Genomic DNA, 24,931 nt, shown 5'->3' with positions numbered 1-24,931 from the left:
TTATTGACATAATTGGATAATAAATTATTAAAAATAATTTATTAAATGAAAAAATAAAGTTAGATTATTTTTAATAATTACTTTAATTTGCTATACAAATTTATTTATTTCTAATTGGAATAAAAAATTAAAGTTTTTATCTAAGCTCTAAATTAACTATTGATTTTAAATCTTTTTTTTTTTTTTTGTTTAAGTTTTATTTAATTAATTTAGAAATTATAAAACAGTTACATTGCTTAGAAATTAAACATTTTAAAACAATAACCGATATGACTTGAAGTATTTTGTTTCATGTTAAATAAATCATAAAAAAAGATCTAGCAGTAAATTCCGACTAGATCTTTTTTGATTTATTTTAAACAAAAATTAATTATTTGGTTCTACATGATAAACAAAAGAAAAATGCTTAGTTATATTTTTTGGTAAATTCTTTTGTTGATCAAAGTGATAACTAATAAAAACAATATTTAATATCTCAGAATAATTAACATGAATTTGATTTTTATTTCTTAAATCATATCCTTTACTTCTAAGAATAAATTCATCTTGATTTGCAAAAATATAATCGCTTGTAATTTTAGTTAAATCAACTTTGGTATTCAATTGTTCCATTTTCATTGGTTGAAAATTAAAATTGGAATTAGTGTTAAGAGTAAAACCTCTAAAAGTATGTTGATAAACTTTTGGCAATTGAGTTTGATTGTGACTTATTGGATTTTTTGGCAGTTCTATTGTCACACTAACTTCTCCAGTTTGATCATTTCCAATTCATTTAGTATTATTTTCATTTAAAACAAAATTAGAGAATTGATTTTTAATTTCTGATTCCATCTTAATTAGTGATTTTAAATCAGTTAAATTTAATTCAGAAGCATATTTAATGCGCTGTAAACTAATTAATTCTTGGTCTTGGGGTCTGGCAAAATTGAAAAATTTTTCCTCATATTTTGATGGAATAATTTTTTGAAATCCTTCAATTTCAATCACTAAAAATTTGTTATTTCCAAAAAGTACAAAATTGTTATTGCTCTTTTTAGATAAAAAATTTTTAATTTTCCTTTGATATCATCAGGAATTAAAGCAATATCAAATTCATCACTATAATTAAAGTGGTCATGTTCAAAAATATTTTCTCATAAATCTTCTATTTTAATTTGACTAGATAAACTATTTCCCAACTTCGAACGATTATCCCGATCTTTTAAATTAGATAAATTTACATTAATTAAATGATTTTGTGTTGCTATTTTATTAAATTTATTTAAAGAAAATTGGGGACTAATTTTTGAATTAGGAATTGGAAAGCCAGTGTAAGTTGTACTAAAAGTTTGTTCTTTAAGATTTTTAAAACCTAATCTTTTATTCACATCAGCTGGAATTGTTAGTTCTACTTTTAAAGTGCCTGCTTGATCATTAGCAATCACTCTTGTTTTTACTAGAAATAATGGATAACCTTTCAATTTAGTTCGATCAATTAATAAATCCAAAACTTCGTTTTTTCTCTTAGCTAAGTATGAAGGATAAATTTTAGTTAAAATGGTTCTTTGAATTTCAGGTAACTCATTTAAATTCGTTACCTCAATTTTATTAACTAAGCCAGCCTTCAAACTGCAACCATTTAATAATCCAATTTGATAATCATTTTTATTTTTGAAAACTGGTAAAGCCTTATATTTATAAGTCAAATTATAAGTTTGTTCAGGACTTCTTGGATCAATTTCAGTTCTATATTTATTTAAGTTAACTTTAACAGTAAATTTACCAGTTGAATTAGACATATTTTCAATGGAATATTTAAGATTAGGTTTTAAATGGTTGCTAATCTGATTATCTTTCAAATTAAATAATTTCATACTTTCTAAAACATTAGCATCAATAAAATCAACTTGTGCATTAGCTAATTGATAGTTTAATTTTTCAAATTGTAAATCTTTAATAGTTTTTAATCCACTGAATGTTTTGATAATTTGAGTTGTTGTTACATTATTACTTGTTTCATTTTCAAATCATGGCAAATAATTAATGGTTGCTTTTAAAGTTATTGTGCCCTTATTATCATCAACACTAAGCACGTCATAATTGCTAATTGTACCGTTGCCATTAGCTTTGAAATTTTCGGTTGACAATTGTGATGGTAATAAAAAATTTGCCCCTAAATTTAAATTAAAATTCGGACTTTGCACAAAAGAATGTTTACCATTTAAAGTTCCAAGAATGCGACCTACTTCTGAAATTTTTGGATTTTCATCAATAGCAACTGCAATTCCTGTTTTATTGTTAATCAACATAATTTTACCTACTTGAGTAGGTACAGCAAAAATTTTAAAATGCTCACGATCTTTTAAAATATCAGGATTATCTGAATTAGATAAATCGACATAAACACTAATTTTTTTTTGTAGTAACATCTAATTTAAAAACTGTGGTATCAATTTTTCAATCATTAACAGTATCATTTCAAATTGCCATATTAAAAAACAAATTACCACGTAAATCTAGATAACTACTATATAAAATTCCTGAATATCAAGGAGATATATTAGTTACTAATTTAGGTAATTCAAGTGAAGTTGCTTTATAACCTAAAGTTGAATTATTGGGTTTTACAAAAAATATTTTGTTCAAAAAAGGAATTCAAATTTCATCTGCAACTAAATTTTGATAATAACTGTTATTCAAACCATAATTATTGTTAGTGACCAAAACTGAGTTTCTATGAGGGTGAATAAATGAAGATGATGAAGACGGTTGTCATCACAAAGGACTTTCTTTTCATAAGTTATTTTCCAAAAGAAAATTATTGTTTACCAAAAAGGTAAAAATATTACTGTTATATTGACCTTCATTTCAAAGTTCATGATTCCATTCTGTATCAGGATGTAAACCTTGACGAGTTAAAAACAAAGTTTTATTATTACCTATTGGAATAGTTGTAATTGGCTGAACTGTATGTAATAGAAGATTATTCACTTGAAAACCATAATCTCTAGGTTGCATCCCCAAAATATTTCCTGAGAAAATTATTTTGTTCACTGCAGGATTGAAAACATGATATCTAAATCCACCATTTGCCAATCCAGTAGTTCCCAATAAGCCATAAACTAAAATTGAACCATTGTCTAATTCACTAATAATTCCAAATTGGAATCTTAATCCTTTATAAGTACCATTTCATGTAGATCCGCTAACATTTATTCTGGGCGTATATTTTGGTTCTACTATTTCTAATTTGCCGTTTTCAGGATCTAAAGGGATGATGTATTGATATTTTCAGTCATCGTTGGCATTATTATCGTTTCCTATACGAGTAGCAGGAATATGCAAATAAATTTTGTGAGTAATTTTAGAAAATTTTCATCCAATAACTGCAGTTCCTACAGGAAATCCAAAAATTTCTTCATTAGTGCCATCGGGTGCGATATGTCCTGAATTTTTTAGTTGTTCAAAAACATTAGTACTTCAAACTTTTTTACCAAATCAGTCCAATTGGAAAATGGTATTACCATTCATTAAAACTGGACCTAGATCAGAAATAATCGTTGGCAGACGAGTGCTGTTATTAAAGTGAATTAGATCACTTTTGTCAGTTTGGCGGTGAATTTTTAATGATTGATCGTATTCAGTGCTAACTTGATTAATTTGGTTAGCCAACAAAAAACTACTACTTGAAAAAGAACCAATTGCTAAAAGTAAGAAAAAAGAAACCTTCTTCAATTTCTTCACCCCAAATTATAAAAAAAAGATGTTTTGGGCAAACAAAACATCTTTTTTTATTCATAAATGAAAAATAAATTGGAAAAATTTAATAATTAAATTTATGAATAAATAACTTCTTTTTTTAGAAATTTGTTGACCTTTCAAAAAAAGAACTAGAGCACTTGCGCTCTAGTCATTTATAACACTTTTTTAAATTTTATCAACTAAGAAATACGATAAACAACAGAAAAATGATTGGTATTATCATTTGGGGTTTCAGTCTGGTTATAAAAGTTATAAGTAATAAAAACTGCGTTTAATGCTTTAGAATGAATCACTTCAATTTGGTTAGGTGAAACTAGATCATAGCCCCTATTTCTTAGAATAAAGTCTTTTTGGTGATCAAAAATATACTGATTAGTTAAATTTTGTAAATTAATTTCTTTGGATAATTGAAATTGGGAAAATGGTTGAAAGCTTCTAGTTGCGCCATCTTTTCTAGCAAAATCATTAAAAGTATGGTGATAAAGACTTGGCAAATTGACTGGAGCTTGATTGGCTAAAGCAGTATTTTCTTTAGCTAAATTAATCACAACACTTAATTGACCCGATACATCATTAGCTGTTAAAGTGGTGTTTGTCGCATTTAGCCTAAAGCTTGGAAACTGCTGTTGCAGTCCAGTACCAATTGTTACTAAATTTTGTAGATCACTCACTTGGACTTCTGAAGCTAGTTTTTTCAGTTGTAAAGCTAATAAATTAGCATCAGTGGGAGCAGCAAATTCAATTTGGTTTTGAGTATAAATTTCTGGAGTAATTTTTTGGAAACCAGTCACTTCAATAACAGCTATTTTGCTCTTCTGCTCTGCAACTTTAAACAAATCAAATTCGAAACCACTCTTGTTGAATAAAACAATTTGTAACGATCCTTTAATGTTGTCAGGAATTAAAGAAATGTTAAAAACATTTTGGTAGTCAAAATTATTATGTGCAAAAATTTGGTTTCACAAATTAGCAAAACTCATTTGGGTTGCTAGTGATTGAGTTAATTGGGTTTTAATTGAATTGTCTTTTAAATCTTGCAAATCAACTTGAGTTACACCTTTAGTTACTTGTTGGTTTTGAAATTTATCTAAACTAAATTGGGGCTTAGTTTGAATGGTGGTTCCTAAATCAGTATAAGTGGTTGTAAAGGTTTGTTCTTTTTGACCATTAAGATTTAATTTTTGATTAACACTTTGTGGAATTGTGATTTCAACAACCAGAGTTCGTTTTTTATCATCAGGAGTTAATTTCACATTCATCAAATACAACGGATAACCCTTTAATTTAGCACGATCAATTAATAAATCTAATGTCTTGGTTGGATTGGCTGCTAATTCGGATGGACTGATGTTTTCTAATAATATTTGACTTACTTTGGGCAAATTATTAAAACTAGTTGTGGCAATGTTAGTTAATTTACCATTAGTAATTGATGATCCATGCACTAAACCAATCTGATATCCCGCAGAATTATCAATTGGTGTTGCTTTATAAGTATGATTTTGGGTAATTGTTTTTTTAGTAGCAATGTTAGGATCAATCCCAGGCGCATAATCTGATAGTGTTCAACGCACTTCAAATGTGCCCGCATTATTATTAACATTGTGAATTTCGTATTTAATTTTTGATCGTAATTGTTCAGAAAAACCATTATCGACTAAATTAAGTAAATCAAATTTTTGCAACACTTCATTAGTAATAAAATCAACCCGACCATTTTGGAGTTGATAATTTAATTCACTAAACTGTAAATCATTAACGGTCCGTAAATTAGTGAATCTTTTGGTAACTTGGGTTGTTTTTATATTGGCATTATTATTTTGTGATTCAAACCAAGGTACATAATTAATCGTAGCTTGAACTGTCATGGATCCTTTGTTATCATCAATATCAGTTACATCATAATTAACAATGTTACCATTACCATTGGCACTAAAATTATCAGCTTGTAATTGAGAAGGCAACCGAAATTTTGCTCCCACGTTCAAATTAAAATCAGGTCGTTTTAAAAAAGAATATTCGCCGTTTAATGTCCCAATAATCCGCCCAAAACCAGGGGTTTTAGGGTTTTCATCAACCGCAACCCCAATCCCGGTTTTTTTATTGATTAGCATAATTTTGCCCACTTGAGTGGGGATGGCAAAAATTTTAAAATGATGGTTTTCTCTCAAAATATCAGGATTATCTGAAGTGGTTAAAGTTACATAAGGCGTGATTTGTTTACTAGAAGCTGATAATTTATAAACGGTAGTGTCAATGATTCAATCATTAACAGTACTGTCTCAAGTTGCCATATTAAAAAATAAATCACCCCGCAAATCCAAATAACTACTATAAATAATTCCCGAATTTCACGGTGCGTCAGCATTTCTAATTTTCGGTAAATCAATTGTTGTTGCTTGATAACCTTGAAGTGAATTATCAGCTTTAATTGCAAATAATTTATCTAAAAAAGGTAATCACACTTCCCCAGTAACTTTATTATCGTAATATTCGTTATTCAAACCATAATTGTTATCAGCAACTAATGAACTTCTACGATCAGGATGAATAAAATTATTTGGATCCTTTGGTTTTCACCGCACTGGAACATGGTCCCAGTCACCATTAACTAATTGAAATTGGTTATTAACTACTAATGAAAAAATATTACTTTTATTTCTTCCGTGATTTCATAAGTGATTATTTGGTTTGTTTGCATCATTCACTACTTGGCGAATTAAAAAAAGTGATTTATCATGACTAATTGGTGCAGTAGTAATTGGTAAGGTAGTATGTAGATTTAAACCATTAACACTATAATTTCATGTATTTCTCGGTATGTTTAAAATTCTGTTACCCGCAACAACTTTATTAGTGCCAGGATGAAAAACGAAATAACTACTGCCCCCATTCGCAATTCCGGTTGTTCCTAAAAGCCCATAAATAATAATAGAACCATCACCTAACTGGCTCATGATACCAAATTGGAATCTTAATCGCGCTTCTCTTCCGTTATATGTTGCACCTTTAACCCCAATTTGTGCGGTTTCTGCCGGTGTACTAACTTCTAGTTTTCCCGTTTTGGGATCTAAAGGAATAATATACTGGTTTTTTCAGTTATCATCTCCCGAATCATTTCCAACCCGAGTAGCAGGAATGTGTAAATAAATTTTATTGGTGATTTTTGAATAAATTCAACCAATTAAAGCTGTTCCCTCTGGAAAACCAAACATCGGTAAGTTTGATCCTCCAGGTGCAACATGACCAGTTTGGGTTAATTCAGCTAAAACATCAGTGCTTCAAACGGTTTTACCAAATCAGTCTAGTTGAAAAACTGTATTTTTGTTAACTAAGACTGGTCCTAATTCAGAAATAATAGTGGGAAATCGGGTATTAGCATTAAAAGTGATCAAATCACTTGTATCAGCTTGCTGGTGAGTTTTTAGTGAAGCATTTTGTGGTAATTGACTAGCAAGTAAGATACTACTAGTTGCAAGTGCACCAAAGGTTAGAAAAAGGAAAAAAGAAATTTTCATTAATTTTTCTGTTCTAAAAATATAAAAAGATGTTTTGGATTAACAAAACATCTTACTACTCATAAATGAAAAATTAAGAGAAAGCATTTAATAATTAAATTTATGAATAATTAACTTCTTTTGCAAAATTATGGATTAATGTTGCAAAGAGAACGCGTTAATTATAATCGATTAAATTTAAAACATTTTGGTTCTTTTTAATTAAGAAAGACGATAGACTACAGAGAAATGATTCACATCATCATACTGGTGTTCGGGCTGGTTGGCAAAATTATAAGTAATGAAAACCGCATTTAATGCTTTGGAATGCACAACTTCAATTTGATTGGGTGAAACTAAACTATAACCATGACTTCTTAAAATAAACTCGTTTTGGTGGTTGAAAATATATTGGCTAGTTAAATTGGGAAGATCAATTGTTTTGGATAATTGGGCTTGGGAAAAGGGCTGAAAATTTTTGGCTGTCCCATCTTTTCTAGCAAAATCACTGAAAGTGTGGTGATAAAAATTGGGCAAATTAATTTGGGCTTGGTTGGCACGAGTTGTATTTTCTTGGGCTAAACTAATTGCCACGCTTAACTGACCCGATACATCATTAGCTGTCAATTTGGTGTTGGTATCATTTAATGTGAAATTGGGAAATTGTTGTTTAATTGCGGGACCAATTGTTACTAAATGGTGTAAATCACTCACTTGCACTTCAGATGCTAGTTTATTAACTTGTAAAGTTAATAAATTTTGGTCCCTTATTCCCGCAAATTGAATTTGGTTTTGAGCGTAAGTTTCTGGGGTAATTTTTTGGAACCCAGTTAGTTCAATAACGGTAATGTTACCTGTTGGCTCTGTAGGTTTAAACAAGCTAAATTCAAAATTACTTTTATTTAACAAAACAATTTGTAATGATCCGTGAATGTTATCTGGAACTAAAGAAACTTCAAAAACCTTTTGATAATTAAAATCATTATGCGTAAAAATTTGGTTTCACAAATTCGCAAAACTCATCTGACTAGCTAAAGAGCTGGTTAGTCTACTTCTGATATTATCATCATTTAATTGGTTCAAATCAACTTGAATACTTTTAAGAGTAACTGTTTGAGTTTTAAATTTATTTAAATTTAACCTTGGTACAACTGGTGTTGATTTAGCTAAACCCGTGTAAGTCGTTTTTAAAATTTGTTCTTTTTGACTATTAAGGTTAAGTAGCTGGTTAACTGCAGCTGGAATTTTAATTTCCACATCTAAAGTTTGGGCTTGATCATTTGGGGTTAGTGTCACATCCATTAAATATAACGGATAGCCCTTTAATTTAGTGCGATCAATTAATAAATCTAGTGCTTTATTTTGATCCCTAGCTAATTCAGAAGGCGTAATATTTTTTAGTAAAAATTGACTGGCTCGGGGTAAATCACTGAAACGAGTTGTTGGTACTGTTGTTAAAGTACCTGCAGTAACTGATGATCCGTTAATTAATCCTAATTGGTACCCAGTGGTATCAGTGGTTGGCAAAGCTTGGTACTTATGGGTTCTGGTTAAAACTGCTTTTTGATTAAAGCGGGGATCAATTGCGGGGACATGGTCAGCTAAAGTTCAGTGGACTTCAAAACTCCCACTAGTTTTATCTACGTTTTGAATTTGATATTTAATTTTTGAACGTAATTGTTCATTAAAACCATTATCAACTAAATTTAGTAAATCAAATTTTTGTAAGACTGCATCCGTAATTAAATCAACTCGGGCATTTTTTAATTGATAATTTAAATCCCCAAATTGTAAATGATTAACTGTGTGTAAGCCGGTAAATCTTTTGGTGATTTGAGTCGTTTTGACATTGACATTATTTTCTTGTGATTCAAATCAAGGTACATAATTAATGGTTGCTTGTACAGTAATTGAACCATCATTATCATTGAGATTAGTCACATCATAATTGACAATATTGCCGTTACCATTGGCAGTAAAATTATCAGCTTGTAATTGGGAAGGTAGCTTGAATCTAGCCCCAAGATTTAGGTTAAAGTCCGGACTTTTTAAAAAGGAATGTTGACCATTTAATGTGCCAATGATCCGCCCCATCCCTGGGTGTTTGGGATTTTCATCGACTGCAACCGCAATGCCAGTTTTCTTGTTTAACAACATAATTTTGCCCACTTGGGTAGGGATGGCAAAAATTTTAAAGTGTTGGTTTTCGTTCAAAATATCAGGATTATCTGAAGTGGTTAAAGTCACATAAGGCGTAATTTGTTTGGTTGTGGCTGATAATTTATAAACTGTAGTATCAATGATTCAGTCATTAGTTGTTGCATCTCAAGTAGCCATATTGAAAAATAAATCACCCCGTAAATCTAGGTAGCTACTATAAATGATGCCCGAATTTCATGGGGCATCAGCATTTCTAATTTTGGGTAAAGCAATTGTTGTTGCTTGATAACCTGAAGCTGAATGGTCAGATTTAATTACGAATAACTTATCTAAAAACGGTAACCAAGTTTCACCAGTAACTTTGTTGTCATAATATTCATTATTTAAGCCATAGTTATTATTAGCTACTAATGAACTATCTCGGTGCGGATGGGTGAAATTATTGGAATCTTGGGGTTTTCAACGAATTGGTGTAGTGTCTCAATTTCCACTTACCAAATGGAAATTATTATCAACAACCAGTGAAAAAATATTGCTTTTATATCTCCCATAATTTCATAAATTGGTGCTGTTTTTACCAGGATCATTCACTACTTGCCGTATTAGAAAAAGTGATTTGTCTTGACTAATTGGTGCTGTGGTGATCGGTAAAGTGGTGTGTAAATATAAATCGTTAACACGATAATCTCAGACATCCCCAGGAATATTTAGAATTCGATTCCCCGTAACTACTTTATTAGTCCCTGGGTGAAAAACAAAATAACTGCTGCCCCCATTCGCAATCCCTGTTGTGCCCAAAAGACCATAAACAATAATCGATCCATCCCCCAATCGGCTCATGATGCCAAATTGAAACCTTAAATTACTTTGGTTACCATTAGAAGTAGCACCCTGCACCCCAATCCGGGCAGTTTGATCTGGTGTACTAATTTCTAATTTGCCGGTTTTGGGATCAAGCGGCACAATGTATTGGTATTTTCAGTTGTCGTTATCCTGAGAATTGCCCACTCGAGTGGCAGGAATGTGCAAATAAATTTTGTTAGTGATGCGAGAATAAATCCAACCAATCAAAGCCGTACCTGTGGGAAAACCAAACATAACCGCATTTGAACCATCTGGGGCCACATGACCAGTAGCGGCTAGTTCTGTCAATACATTGGTGCTTCAAACGGTTTGACCAAATCAGTCCAGTTGGAAAACGGTGTTACCATTTACTAACACTGGACCTAATTCAGAAATGATCGTTGGAAATCGGGTATTCGCATTAAAGGTGATCAAATCATTTGTGTCTGCTTGTTGATCTACTTTTAATGCATGAGTTTGCTCAGCATGAGTTGGTTTTAAACGACTAGCCGGAAAAATCGTGCTAGCTGCTAGTGTTCCGATTGCTAAAAGAAGGAAAAAAGAAATTTTCATAAATTCTCTGCTTCAAAAACATAAAAATGTTTGAAGTTAATCAAACATCAATTATTCTTAAACTAAAAATCAGTAAATAAATTTAGTATTTTAGTTTATGAATGACGTACACTTCTATCTGAAAAAACTGATGTTTTTTCAGATAGAACAAAATAAATTTCACACAAATAGCTAATTGTTTTTATCAAAAGCAATTAGTTATGAAAGTCGATAAACTACTGAAAAATTATTGACTTCATCATTTTGGTGTTCAATTTGATTGGCAAAACTATAAGTAATGAAAACAGCATTTAATGTTGCAGAATAAACAACTTCAATTTGATTAGCTGAATTTAAACGATAGCCTTTTTGTCTTAAGATGAATTCATCTTGATGTTCTAAGATATATTGACTTGTTAAAGTTCTTAAATCAGCTTTAGTCCGCAATTGAAATTGCGAAAAGGGTTGAAAACTTTTCGCTGAAGCATCTTGTTTTGCAAAATCACTAAAAGTATAATGGTAAAAATTGGGTAAATTCACTTGATCGTGATTAGCTAATGCTTTATTTTGATTAGTCAAATTAATCAAAACATTTAATTGACCTGAAACATCATTGGCCTTTAAAGTCGTATTATTTTCATTTAGGCTAAAGCCTGGGATTTGTTGTGTGATGGCTGCACCAATTGTTATTAATTGTTGTAAATCACTGATTTTTACTTCTGATGCTAGTTTGTTAGTTTGTAACGCTAATAAAGCGGGATTTTTTGGGTCTGCAAATTGAATTTGGTTTTTTGCATAAGCATCAGGGGTAATTTTTTGAAATCCCGTTACTTCAATAACTGTGATTTTATTGTTGGGTTTAGAGCCCTTAAATAAATCAAAGGAGAAATCACTTTTATTTAATAAAACAATTTGTAATGATCCTTTGATGTTGTCTGGAATTAACGAAATTTGAAAAATATTTTGGTAGTCAAAATTATTGTGTTCAAAAATTTGGTTCCAGACATTAGCGATGCTCATTTGACTTGCTAGTGAACCTGTTAATCGAGCTTGAACCCCATTATCGTGTAATTGATTTAAATCAACTTGAATTGCATTTGTTGTGACAGTTTTCGTTTTAAATTTATTTAAACTTAATTGGGGTACAACTTGATTCGGCGCACTTAAATCAGTATAAGTGGTTTTAAAAATTTGGGCTTGCTGGCTATTAAGGTTTAGTGTTTTATTTACACTTGCAGGAATAGTAATTTCAACATCCAAAGTCCGTTGTGAATCATTTGGGGTTAATTTCACATTCATCAAATATAACGGATAACCTTTTAGTTTGGACCGATCAATTAATAAATCTAATGCTTTTTTTGGATTTTTTGCTAATTCTGAAGGACTAATATTTTCTAATAAAAGTTGGGTAGCTCGGGGTAAATTTTTGAAACTAGTTGTAGTTACTGGGTTTAAATGTCCACCTATAATTGATGATCCGTTAATTAAACCAATTTGGTATCCAGTTTGATCATTAGTTCCAAGAGCTTGGTACTGCTGAGTTTTGCTGATACTTAATCTGCGTCCAATATTGGGATCAATTGCGGGCACATAATCATTCAAAGTTCAACGCACTTGAAATGACCCATCACTTTGCACATTTTGAATTTCATATTTAACTTTTGGGCGTAGTTGTTCAGAAAAACCATTATCAGTTAAATTCAATAAATCAAAATTTGTTAATGTTGCATTATTTATGAAATCAACTCGGGCATTTTTTAATTGGTAATCCAATTCACTAAATTGCAAGTCATTAACTGTATGTAAACCAGTAAATGTTTTGGTAATTTGGGTGGTTTTAACATTAGTATTAGTATCCTGTGATGCAAATCACGGTACATAATTAATGGTCGCTTGCACTGTGATCGTGCCTTTAGTGTCATCAATATCTGTCACATCATAATTAACAATGTTGCCATTGCCATTAGCACTAAAATTATCAGTTCGTAATTGCGATGGTAACTTAAATTTAGCACCAACATTTAAATTGAAATCCGGACTTTTTAAGAAGGAGTATTTTCCATTTAATGTTCCAATAATTCGGCCTAAATTAGGATTTTTTGGGCTTTCATCAACCGCAACCGCAATGCCGGTTTTTTTGTTTAACAACATAATTTTGCCGACCTGAGTGGGAATCGCAAAAATTTTAAAATGATGATTTTCTTTTAAAATATCAGGATTATCTGAAGTAGCTAAACTAACATAAGGGCTAATTTGTTTAGTAGCAGCAGATAGTTTATAAACTGTTGTATCAATGTTTCAATCATTATCAGTAGCATTTCATGTGGCCATGTTGAAAAATAAATCCCCACGTAAATCCAAATAACTGCTGTAAATAATGCCGCTATTTCATGGTTCAGCTGCAGATTTTATTTTAGGTAAATTAATGAATTTTGCATCATAGCCCAATTCTGAATTATCGGGACGAATAAAAAAGACTTTGTCTAAATAAGGTAATCAAGTTTCTCCAGTAACTGGATTGGAATAATAGTCATTGGTAATTCCATAGTTGTTATTAACAATTAGCGGATCACTCCGGCCTACACGATGAAATCTTCCGTCTTGTTTTGGAGAAATTCAAGATAGTGGACTTTTTCTTCAAAAATTATTAATTAGATTAAATTGATTATCAATTAAATGTGTATAAATATCACTTTCAGTTGGTTTATGAGTAATGAATAAAGTTTTGGTTGAACTAATGGGAATTGTGTTCATTGGTCTAATGTAATAAAAATCTATACCATCTACTCAATGGTGAAAATTTTTGGGGTCAATATTAAAAATGCGTCCCCCTGTAGTCAGTGTATTAGTGTTAGGAGAAAAAATTAAATAACTTGATCCCCCATTAGAAATTCCGCTTAAATCCAATAAACCATAAACAACAATTGAACCATCACCTAACTGGCTAATCAGTCCAAATTGAAAACCTAGTTTACCTCTTTTGCCATTTCAAGTGGAGCCACTAGCATTAAATCGTGGTGTGTTTGCGGGCTCATCTAGTTCTAATTTACCTGTCTTGGGATCTAAAGGAACAATGTATTGGTATTTTCAATCATCTTGTCCCGGATCATTGCCTTTGATGGTTGCAGGAATGTGTAAATAGATTTTGCTAGTAATACGAGAATAAGTCCAGCCAATTAATGCTGTGCCCTTAGGTAAACCAAAAATTGCTTCATTAGCCCCTTCTGGATTAATAAAACCTTTGGCCGCTAATTGATCTTTAACATTTATACTTCAAACCGTTTGACCAAATCAATCTAATTGAAAAACGGTATTACCATTCACTAGTACTGGCCCTACCTCAGAAATAATGGTGGGGAATCGGGTGTTAGCATTAAATTGAATTAAATCATCCATATCCGTATGGCGATTAATGTTTAGGCTTTGGTTTGGTTCAGAACTTATTTGCTGCAATTGATTTGCAGGCAAGATGCTACTGGTTGTTAGTGCCCCAATTGTTAGAAGAAGAAAAAAAGAAATTTTCATAAATTTTCTGCTTAAAAAAACATATAAAGATGTTTTGGATGAACAAAACATTTACTATTCACAAATCAAAAAATAATTAATAAATTTAATAATTTGGTTTGTGAATATCTGACTTCTTCTTTAAAAAATCAAAGTTTTTTAAAGAAGAACAAGTGAAATTTCATGGAAATAATTAATTATGAAACTCGGTAAACCACTGAAAAATTATTGATTTCATCATCTTGGTGTTCGGGTTGGTTAGCAAAATTATAAGTAATGAAAATCGCATTTAATTCTTCGGCATAAACCACTTCAATTTCACTCGCTGAATTTAAGGTATAACCCTTTTGTCTCAAAATAAAATCGCTTTGGTGTTCAAAAATATATTGACTTGTTAAACTTTTTAAATCAAGTTTAGTTGTCAACTGCGATTGTGAAAATGGTTGAAAGCTTTTAGCTGAACCATCTTGTTTAGCAAAATCAGTGAAAGTGTACTGATAAATTTTTGGTAGACGAACTTGATCATGATTAGCTAAAACTTTATTCTCATTAGTTAAACTAATTAAAACATTTAATTGTCCAGAAACATCATTGGCAGTTAAAGTGGTGTTAATTGTATTTAAACTAAAATTAGGAAATTGTCTTTGAATTTCTGAACCAATTGTGACTAGTTGTTGAAGATCATTCACACTAACTTGTGAAGCTAATTTATGTGTTTGTAAAGCCACTAAATTAACGTCTGTGGGACCTGCGAACTGAATTTGGTTTTGATCATAAGTATCAGGAGTAATTTTTTGGAAGCCAGTAATTTCAATCACTGTAATTTTGCGATTAGAATTAGATCCTTGAAATAAATCAAAGGCAAAATTACTTTTGTTTAATAAAATAATTTGCAATGATCCTTTGATATTATCTGGTACTAAAGAAATTTCAAACACATTTTGATAGTCAAAATTATTGTGGGTAAAAATTTGGTTTCATAAATTAGCAATGCTCATTTGACTAGCTAATGAATGGATTAGTTCATTTCTAACGCTTCCATCTTTTAACTGTTGCAAATTTGCTTGAATTAGGTTGGCAGTAATTGTTGTCTTTTCAAATTTTTCTAAACTTAATGCTGGTGTCACTTGACTAGAAGTGCCTAAATCAGTGTAAATAGTTTGGAAGCTTTGTTCTTGATTTCCCCCAAGTTTTAATTTTTCATTAACACTCTGAGGAATTTTAATTTGAACAGTTAAAGTACGTTCTTGATCATTTGGCGTTAATGTAACATCCATTAAATATAATGGATAGCCTTTTAACTTGGAGCGATCAATTAATAAATCAAGGGTTTTTCTTTTATCTTTAACTAGCGCAGAGGGACTAATATTTTTTAATAAAAGCTGGTTTGCATGGGGCAAATTATTGAAACTAGTTTTTGCTACATTGGTTAAAGTTCCGTTAACAACTGCTGAACCATTGATTAAACCAATTTGGTATCCTGTAGTGTCAGTGGTTGGAATTGCTTTATAGGTTTTGGTTTTAGTAAGACTTAATTTTGGAGCAAAGTTTGGATCAATTATTGGAGCATAATTTTCTAAACTTCAATGCACATCAAATGTTCCTTCAGTGCTATTTACATTTTGAACTTGGTATTTTATTTTTGAGCGTAATTGTTCAGAAAAACCATTATCAGTTAAATTTAATAAGTCAAAATTTTTTATAACTGTGTCATTGATGAAATCAATTCGAGATTTTTCTAATTGGTAATCTAATTCACTAAATTGTAAGTCATTAACTGTTCCCAAGTTAGTAAATGTTTTAGTAATCTGGGTGGTTTTGACATTAGCATTATTATCTTGTGATGCAAATCATGGTACATAATTAATGGTTGCTTGTACTGTAATCGCACCATCGTTATCATTAATATCAGTCACGTTATAATTAACAATATTGCCATTACCATTAGCAGTAAAATTATCAGCTTGTAATTGTGAAGGCAGTCTGAATTTAGCCCCAACATTTAGGTTGAAATCAGGACTTTTTAAGAAGGAGTGATCCCCATTTAGCGTTCCAATAATCCGACCGAAACCAAGGTTTTTAGGATTTTCATCAATCGCAACTGCAATCCCAGTTTTTTTGTTAATTAACATAATTTTGCCAACTTGAGTCGGGATCGCAAAAATTTTAAAGTGTTGGTTCTCTTTTAAAATATCGGGATTATCTGAAGTTGTTAAAGTCACATAAGGAGTAATTTGTTTGGTAGTAGCCGATAATTTATAAATGGTGGTATCAATATTTCAATCTTGAGTAGCCCCATCCCAAGTGGCCATATTGAAAAATAAATCACCTCGTAAATCTAAATAGCTGCTGTAAATGATCCCACTATCCCATGGGGCAACTCCACTTTTAATTTTTGGTAAATTAGTTGAAGTTGCCCCATAACCAAGAGTTGAGTCATTTGGATTAATAAAGAAAATTTTATCCAAATAAGGTAACCAAGTTTCTCCAGTAATCGGATTATGGTAATAATCTTTAGTCATACCATAATTATTATTAAGGATTAAGGGATCTCTTTCATCTATAGCACGATATCCTGTACTAGTATCTGGAGGAATCCGAGTAAGTGGACTATCTTTTCAAAGACTATTTCCAATACCGAATTTGTTATCAGTTAAATGAGCGTGAATATAATTAGTGCGCGGGTTATGGGTAATAAACAACGCGTTGGTAGAACTAATTGGAATTGTGTTGATTGGTTTTACAAGATATAAAGCCAAATCACCAATTCTAAATTTAGGCATGGGTTTTTCAATCCCAAAAATTTTTCCTCCTGTAGTTAATGTGTTTGTGTTAGGAGAAAAAATTGCATAACTTGAACCTCCATTAGAAATTCCGCTTAAATCCAATAAGCCATAAATCACAATGGAACCATCACCCAACTGGCTAATAATGCCATATTGGTAACCTAAGTTGGCAATTTCACCATGTCAAGTCGAGCCCCTTGCATCAAACCGGGGAGTTTGTTCAGGAGCCACTAATTCCAATTTTCCTGTTTTAGGATCTAATGGCACAATGTATTGAAATTTTCAATTATCATTTTCTGTATCATTTCCCGCCCGAGTAGCTGGAACGTGCAAGTAGATTTTTTTGGTGATGTGCGAATAAGTTCAGCCAATTACCGCAATTCCTGCTTTAAAACCAAAAATCTGCGCACCTACTCCCTCTGGAGCAATATGGCCTTTAGCAACTAATTCACTTTTAACATTGGTACTTCAAACCGTCTGACCAAATCAGTCTAATTGAAAAACCGTATTATCATTAAATAGAACTGGACCAATTTCAGAAATAATAGTGGGAAAGCGGGTGTTAGCATTAAATTTAATCAAATCATCTGCTTCAGCATGTCGATTAATTTTTAATCCTTGGTTTTGTTCGGTACTCATTTGGTTTAGTTGGCTTGCCAGCAAAATACTGCTAGCTGAAAACGCACCGATTGTTAAAAGTAGAAAAAAAGAAATTTTTTTCAATTTCTTTCCTCCAAAAAGATAAGAAGATGTTTTGAATTAATCGAACATCTGCTATTCATAACATGCAAAAAATACATTTATGAATAATTAACTTCTTTTTCAAAATTATGGATCTATTTTAAAAAAGAACAAGAATCATTGTTAAAAAATAATTGGTCTTAATTATGAGAAATAATTAACTATGAAAGTCGGTAAACTACAGAAAAGTTATTGATCATATCGTGTTGGTGTTCGGGTTGATTAGCAAAATTATAAGTAATGAAAACTGCGGCTAATCCTTGATCATAAATCACTTCAATTTCACTCGCTGAAGTTAAAGTATAACCTTGCTGTCTTAAAATAAAATCTTGCTGGTGTTCAAAAATATATTGACTAGTTAACCCTTTTAAATTAACTCTGTTGCCCAATTGAAATTGGGAGAATGGTTGAAAATTTTTGGCTGTACCATTTTCTTTAGCAAAATCAGTGAATGTGTAATGATAAAGATTTGGTAAATTCACTTGATCCTGATTGGTAGAAACTTTATTTTCGTTAGCTAAATCAATTTGTACACTTAATTGCCCTGATACATCATTAGCTGTTAATTTGGTGTTGGTGTCATTTAATGTAAAATTAGGAAATTGTTGTTTAATCGCTGCACCAATTGTTACTAATTTTACTAAATCACTCACTGTTACTTTAGATGCCAACTTACTACTTTGTAAGGCTAATAAATTAATATCTGTTGGGCTAGCAAATTGAATCTGGTTTTGATCATAGTTATCAGGAGTAATTTTTTGAAAACCAGTTATTTCAATAACATTAATTTTCCGTTTGGAATCAAAACCTTTAAATGAGTCAAATTTCAAGTTACTATTGTTTAATAAAATAATTTGCAACGTACCTTTGATGTTATCAGGCACTAAAGAAACCTGAAAAATATTTTGATAATCCAAATTATTGTGTGTGAAAATTTTATTTCACACACTTGCAATGCTCATTTGACTAGCTAATGAATTAAGCAATTGCTGCTTGTGTTTTTCATTTTTTAATTGGTGTAAATCAGCTTGAATTAAATTGGAAGTAATTGTTGTATTATTAAATTTATCCAGACTTAATGCTGGTGCAATGTGACCAGAAGCACCAAGATCAGTGTATGTGGTTTTTAACGTTTGGGCTTGGTTATTATTAAGATTTAGTTTTTCATTAACATTTTTAGGGATGGTAATTTCCACAGCTAAAGTGTGATTGATATCATCGGCTGTTAATTTCACATCCACCAAATACAACGGATAACCCTTTAGTTTTGAACGATCAACTAGTAGTTCTAAAACTTTCTGTTTATTATTAGCCAATTCTGAAGGACTAATATTTTTTAATAAAAGTTGGTTAACATGGGGTAGATGATTAAAACTGGTGCTTTCCACATGATTTAAAGTTCCAGCTGTGACTGAAGATCCATTTATTAATCCTATTTGATATCCTGTTGTGTCACTGGTGGCAATTGCTTGGTATTTATGAGTTTTAGTAAGGTTTAGTTTTTGACTAGTAGTTGGATCAATTGTTGGAAAATAATCGACTAGTGTTCATTGCACTTCAAATGTGCCTTGAGTATTATCTACTTTTTGAACATGATATTTTATTTTTGATCTTAGTTGTTCAGAAAAACCATTATCAGTTAAATTTAATAAGTCAAAATTTGTTAAAGCTTGATCATCAATGAAGTCAATTCGGGAATTTTTTAATTGATAATCTAATTCACTAAATTGCAAATCATTAACTGTTCGCAAACCTGTAAAGGTTTTGGTAATTTGGGTGGTTTTGACATTAGCATTATTATCTTGAGACGCAAATCACGGTACATAATTAATGGTTGCTTGCACGGTAATTGATCCGTTAGTATCATCAATCTTGATGACATCATAATTAACAATATTGCCATTACCATTAGCAGTAAAATTATCGGTTTGCAATTGTGAAGGCAGTCTAAATTTAGCGCCAACATTTAGGTTGAAATCAGGACTTTTTAAGAAGGAGTGATCTCCATTTAATGTTCCAATAATTCGACCAAAACCAAGGTTTTTGGGATTTTCATCAATCGCAACTGCAATTCCGGTTTTTTTGTTAATTAACATAATTTTGCCCACTTGAGTTGGAATGGCAAAAATTTTAAAATGTTGATTCTTCTCTAAAATATCAGGATTATCTGAAGTTGTTAAAGTCACATAAGGTGTAATTTGTCTGGTTGTGGCTGACAATTTATAAATTGTGGTATCAATGTTTCAATCTTTAGCAGTTGCATCCCAAGTTGCCATGTTGAAAAATAAATCACCCCGCAAATCTAGGTAGCTACTGTAAATAATGCCACTATCTCATGGATTAGTTCCCGATTTGATTTTGGGTAAATTAATTGGTTCTGCTTGATAACCTAGTGCTGAATCATCGGGATTAACAAAAAAGATTTTATCTAAATAAGGTAATCAAGTTTCACCAGTAACATGGTTGTAATAATAATCTTTAGTAATCCCATAATTATTATTCACAATTAATGGATCAGTTTCACTTACAATCGGAAATCCCGTAGTTGCTGCTGGAGGAGTGCGGGTTAACAGACTATTTCTTCAAAGGGTATTACCAATACCAAAATTATTATCTGTTAAATGAGCATGAACATAGTTGGTAACTGGGTTGTGAGTAATGAACAAAGCGTTGGTAGAACTAATGGGAATGGTGTTCATTGGTTTAACCCGATATAAAGCCAAATCACCCACTTTAAATTTAGCTTGTACTCCTTTTAATCCAAAAATTCCTTTTCCTATAGTTAAAGTATTTGTATTGGGCGAAAAAACCGCATAACCTGCTCCCCCATTAGAAATACCACTTAAATCTAACAGTCCATAAATCACAATGGAACCATCACCTAATTGACTAATGACCCCATATTGATAACCCAATTTCGGAATTTCACCATGTCAAGTTGAACCTCTGGCATCAAACCGAGGTGTTTTATCAGGAGCAACTAATTCTAATTTACCAGTTTTAGGATCTAAAGGAACGATATATTGAAATTTTCAATTATCGTTAGCTTGATCATTTCCCACCCGGGTGGCTGGAACATGTAAATAAATTCTTTTAGTGATTTGTGAATAAGTTCAACCAATTACGGCAATGCCTTTTGGAAAGCCAAAAATGGGCTCACTTGCTCCTTCAGGAGCAATGTGACCCATTCGAACTAATTCCTCTTTAACATCTGTTTTCCAAACTGTTTGTCCAAATCAATCCAATTGAAAAACCGTGTTTTCATTAAATAATACTGGTCCAACCTCAGAGATAATGGTTGGAAACCGGGTATTAGCATTAAAAGTGATTTGATCACTAGTTTGGGCTTGAGAACGATAATTTTTCAGTGTATTTACTGTATTTACCGAACTATGATCATGCGCCGTAAAAATAACACTACTTACTGACACACCACTAATTAATAATAAAAATGATGATAAAACCTTTTTAAACATGAATGTTTGTTAGTTTGACTTATAAAAACAACAAAACAAAAAGTAGTCACAAGCCAAAATGGTTACATCTTCATAATATAACCACAAGTATTTTGATAATAATATATTTTCCCTAAAACGGTGGAATAGTTATGGTATTTTGGGGGATAAATGGGGCCATTTTCCCCCCAAAATTGTATCAAGTTCTCCCATTTAAATTCCTAATGAAATTGCTGAATTTTAGTAAAATTTCATGCTATTTTTACGATTTTTATAATAAAATCGGAGTAATTAGAGGATTGAAGGGTTTGTCACCTGTAATTTAGTTCATTTTTGCTGCAAAAGAAGCGAAATAAATTAAATTAATAACAAAATCTCACCCAATTAATCTTCTTGTTTTTGTTAGTATTATTGATTGCTAGTAATCCCAATTCAGGCATCATAATACTAAGTGATTTTAGTTTTTTCTCAAAAAACTAAATGTTTTAGAATCGGATAAATGAAGCACATTACCAAAAATAAATTGTTTTTGTTAGTGTGTTTTTTCATTTTTGTTCGTTCTTTTTTTCTCGAGCAATCGGTATTTATTTACTATGAAAAAAAGATTTAAATCACGACGTTGAATTAGTCTGATTGGTCTGATTATTACCAGTAGTACGCTTTGAGGAATCGCATCAGTTCGCCCAGCAGCAACTACTTCCATTAATTCCAATAGTAAAATTAAATTACACCAAGCCCAAGCCGCAGCACCAGCACCTTCAGCAACTTCAACTGAAGCTGATGGCACATACATTTATCGTCCATCTTCTTTAACCTTTACTCCGCGCACAGCGGGATGAACTGCTAAATATCCATCCCAAGTGACTGCGGCTGATATTAGTGCGATGTTCAATTTGCAACCCCAAACTGTTAGTGATGGTCAAGCAACAGCAACTAATTCAGGTTATCAATTTCAAAAAGTTGATGCTAGTGGTAAAGGGACTAAAGTAGAAATTAGTGGTTTAAACGCTGAAGTTTCACATTTCCTAGGTCAACTTTCTAATAATCAATTAAGAAATTTGAACATTGAATTTGTTAATGTTGATGATGTAAAAGGGACACTCAATTTTCGGGTTTATCAACCATTAAGTGCTTATCAATTAAGTAGTAACGTACCAACAAATACTCAATTGAATTCATCTAATAACAGTTATCGGGCTTTAATTCTTCCGCCAACTGATAAAAAAGATACTAGTGATGCGACTCTGTGAAAGTGAGATGAAAGTCTAACTTTAAACAAAGTTAAATTTACCTTTCGTTGAAACAGCAATGCCAACATCATTAGCTACATTAATCAACTAAATACTAAAAGTTCTACCGTAACTGAAGAAGCAGTAAAAACTAATTTCTTTGTAGTAACTCCTGATTTTGTACCGCCATACCAAACATTAAAATTTCCTACACCAACAGTTACTTTAACTCCAACGGATAATTTAGGTCGATTAAATGTTGCAGTTACACTTAATGATGAATTTTCTAATACTGATAAATCATTCTCTAGAACTTTCTTAGGTTTTCAAACTGATACTCAAGACGCTGTACAATCAGGGGTTCAATTGCACATTTTATCTGATGAACAATTAACTCAATCTATCATTAAATTACCTTTATGAGATCAAACCCAACCTGATGGTACTGTTACTTCATTTACCAATAAAAAAGTTGGTGATTTATTACCTACCCAATTTTTAAATGCTCGTAATGCTGATGCGAAATATAAAAATTATTCTTTATTGGATTTAATTACGGGTAAAAAAATTGATACTAGTAATAAAGTGGTTCCAAAAGTTCCCCAAACTTTAACGGCCAGTGGAGCAGATGCTGCAGCAACTGAACAAAAAACTGATGTTGGAATTGCTCCTTTGGAATTACCAACATCCATTGCCGGATTTCAAAATGAAATCGCTTATCTAACTCTAGCGGGTGATCGAGCTAAAACAGGTAAACTTACTGATTTACCTGAATTTAAGATCACTGAAGTTCGAGGTGTCGCTAACGATCGGGTAGGAATAGTTGATTTATTAATTTATTACCAAACATTAGACAATGCTGCTGAATTAGTTCAGGCTGCGCCAATGCATGTGCGTTATAAGGGTTTTAATGCTAACCCAAACAGTGGTTCATCTTTATTATTCAGCTGAAACAGTTCTTTACCAACTGATTTAGCAACACTAAGTAGTGACCAAATTTTCAACACCTTCAAGAATCAAATTGGGAATAATAATTATGCTGGATCATTCATTAATGATGATGCAGCTAAGTTATTTGTGTCCCGCTTCTTTACTAGTTCAACTTATTTCTCTGATGAATTTTATAAACGTTATGAGCCTAATTTAAATCAAGGAGCTCAAGTTTCAGTTGAACAAGTACAAACAAGTAGTAATTCTTCTGAAGCTGATAGTATTAAAATTTCCATTAAAATGGCAAATTTTAATGGAATGAAAGAACACGTTTTAACCAACATTTTCTTAGCACATCAAAGTGTAGTGAATATTCCTCATGATAAAGTTAGCACAATCGAACCCTTACAAGAATTTTTGTTACGTAATCACCGGTTTGCTAATCGGTTTGCTAGCAGTTTAACTGATGAAGAAATTTTGGAAATGTTTCAATTAACCATTCCTAATGGGGGTGAAATTTATACTGATCCATTATCCACTGCTAAAGTTTTTGCGATCGCTAATGATCAAGACGGACAATTAATTGTGATTTTGTTGTTGCCTAAATTTAATGGAGTAGAAAACTACGAATATAATTTCCGCATCAATAATTTTCGACAAAATGAGGCTTTAGAAAATGGCTTGTCTTTAACTCATGTACCCGAAATTAATTTACCAGCAACTTTCTTAGCGCGAAACCCATTAGATCCGAGTGATTTAACCACTAGTGATATTTTGGATAATTTATTTTCCAGTTTGCCAATTGCAATTGCCCGATTATTGAATGCTAATGATTTAACAATTGTCGAACGGGGTGAAAATTATGTTGTAGTTAATTTAAGAATTAACTGACGTGAATTGCTAAATCGTACTAATAATAGTCTTGAAGAACAACCTAATTCCCGAACTAATAATCAAACCAATCAAAACCCAAATAATGAGACTGATCCTGCTGTTACTACACCAGCTAATAGATCAACAACCACATCAACTACTTCAACTAATTTAGTTCATCATGAAGATGAACTAACAGCCGTTGACAACAGTAGCAGTGATGAAACTAGTGATGGCAAAAATCAAGTATTACGATTTGTGATTAATGGCTTTTTAGGCAAAAATGGTTTCCAAGCTAACAACCAAAGTCCTGTTGCCCAAATTCCAGTTTTAGATGATGCTTACATTGCTGTTATTGGCGTGATCGTAACCACAGTTTTAGCTGCAGCAGCTGCGATTAAAGGCACCCTTTTTTATCGTCGTCGTAAATATTATACTGATGGGTTAGAACCAGAACCTAGTTCATTGTCACAAAAGAATAAAACCAATATTCGAAGTTCAAGTTCTGATAAAAACAATCATCATAGATCTCAAATTAAAAATAAAAGCCGACAAAATAATAAAAAAACAGTTGCTAATTATCGAGCTGATGACTGGGGGAAAATCTAATGAAATCATTA

9 protein-coding genes are annotated in these 24,931 nt (G+C 31.6%); 1 reads left to right on the top strand and 8 read right to left on the bottom strand.

The genetic code is table 4. The annotated features are described in order from the left end of the window. Positions 1-366: 366 nt before the first annotated feature. The 8 genes from NPA10_RS01210 to NPA10_RS01175 all read right to left on the bottom strand — a co-directional run bounded on the left by NPA10_RS01210 (position 367) and on the right by NPA10_RS01175 (position 21,300). Positions 367-987, bottom strand: coding sequence for a hypothetical protein (locus NPA10_RS01210; protein ID WP_256547723.1), 621 nt, complete (start codon positions 985-987; stop codon positions 367-369). Further along, on the bottom strand, positions 987-2,408 hold the full coding sequence (locus NPA10_RS01205; RefSeq protein WP_256547722.1) for a lipoprotein 17-related variable surface protein: 1,422 nt from the start codon (positions 2,406-2,408) through the stop codon (positions 987-989). Before NPA10_RS01205 ends, NPA10_RS01210 begins: the two co-directional genes overlap by 1 nt. Then, the gene (locus NPA10_RS01200; protein WP_256547721.1) at positions 2,386-3,723 is read right to left on the bottom strand and encodes a hypothetical protein; all 1,338 of its coding nucleotides are present in this window, start codon (positions 3,721-3,723) and stop codon (positions 2,386-2,388) included. The genes NPA10_RS01205 and NPA10_RS01200 overlap by 23 nt, the downstream gene beginning before the upstream one ends. Positions 3,724-3,920: 197 nt before the next feature. Next, positions 3,921-7,259, bottom strand: coding sequence for a lipoprotein 17-related variable surface protein (locus NPA10_RS01195; protein WP_256547720.1), 3,339 nt, complete (start codon positions 7,257-7,259; stop codon positions 3,921-3,923). Between the two features lie 201 nt (positions 7,260-7,460). Next, positions 7,461-10,814 (bottom strand): lipoprotein 17-related variable surface protein, encoded by a 3,354-nt coding sequence (locus NPA10_RS01190; protein WP_256547719.1) that lies wholly within the window; start codon positions 10,812-10,814, stop codon positions 7,461-7,463. A 198-nt stretch (positions 10,815-11,012) separates the two neighbouring features. Further along, on the bottom strand, positions 11,013-14,318 hold the full coding sequence (locus NPA10_RS01185; RefSeq protein ID WP_256547718.1) for a lipoprotein 17-related variable surface protein: 3,306 nt from the start codon (positions 14,316-14,318) through the stop codon (positions 11,013-11,015). 176 nt (positions 14,319-14,494) lie between these two features. After that, positions 14,495-17,806, bottom strand: a complete 3,312-nt coding sequence (locus NPA10_RS01180) for a hypothetical protein (RefSeq protein WP_256547717.1) — start codon at positions 17,804-17,806, stop codon at positions 14,495-14,497. 179 nt (positions 17,807-17,985) lie between these two features. Then, positions 17,986-21,300, bottom strand: coding sequence for a hypothetical protein (locus NPA10_RS01175; RefSeq protein WP_256547716.1), 3,315 nt, complete (start codon positions 21,298-21,300; stop codon positions 17,986-17,988). Between the two features lie 572 nt (positions 21,301-21,872). Here NPA10_RS01175 and NPA10_RS01170 point away from each other — a divergent pair. Continuing rightward, complete coding sequence (locus tag NPA10_RS01170; RefSeq protein WP_256547715.1) at positions 21,873-24,920, top strand: hypothetical protein; 3,048 nt, start codon at positions 21,873-21,875, stop codon at positions 24,918-24,920. Positions 24,921-24,931 lie beyond the last annotated feature (11 nt).

Source organism: Mycoplasmoides fastidiosum (assembly GCF_024498275.1).
GTDB lineage: Bacteria > Bacillota_I > Bacilli_A > Mycoplasmatales > Mycoplasmoidaceae > Mycoplasma_N > Mycoplasma_N fastidiosum.
Note: the sequence above shows the minus strand (reverse complement) of the source record. Positions and strands in the feature narration are given on the sequence as shown.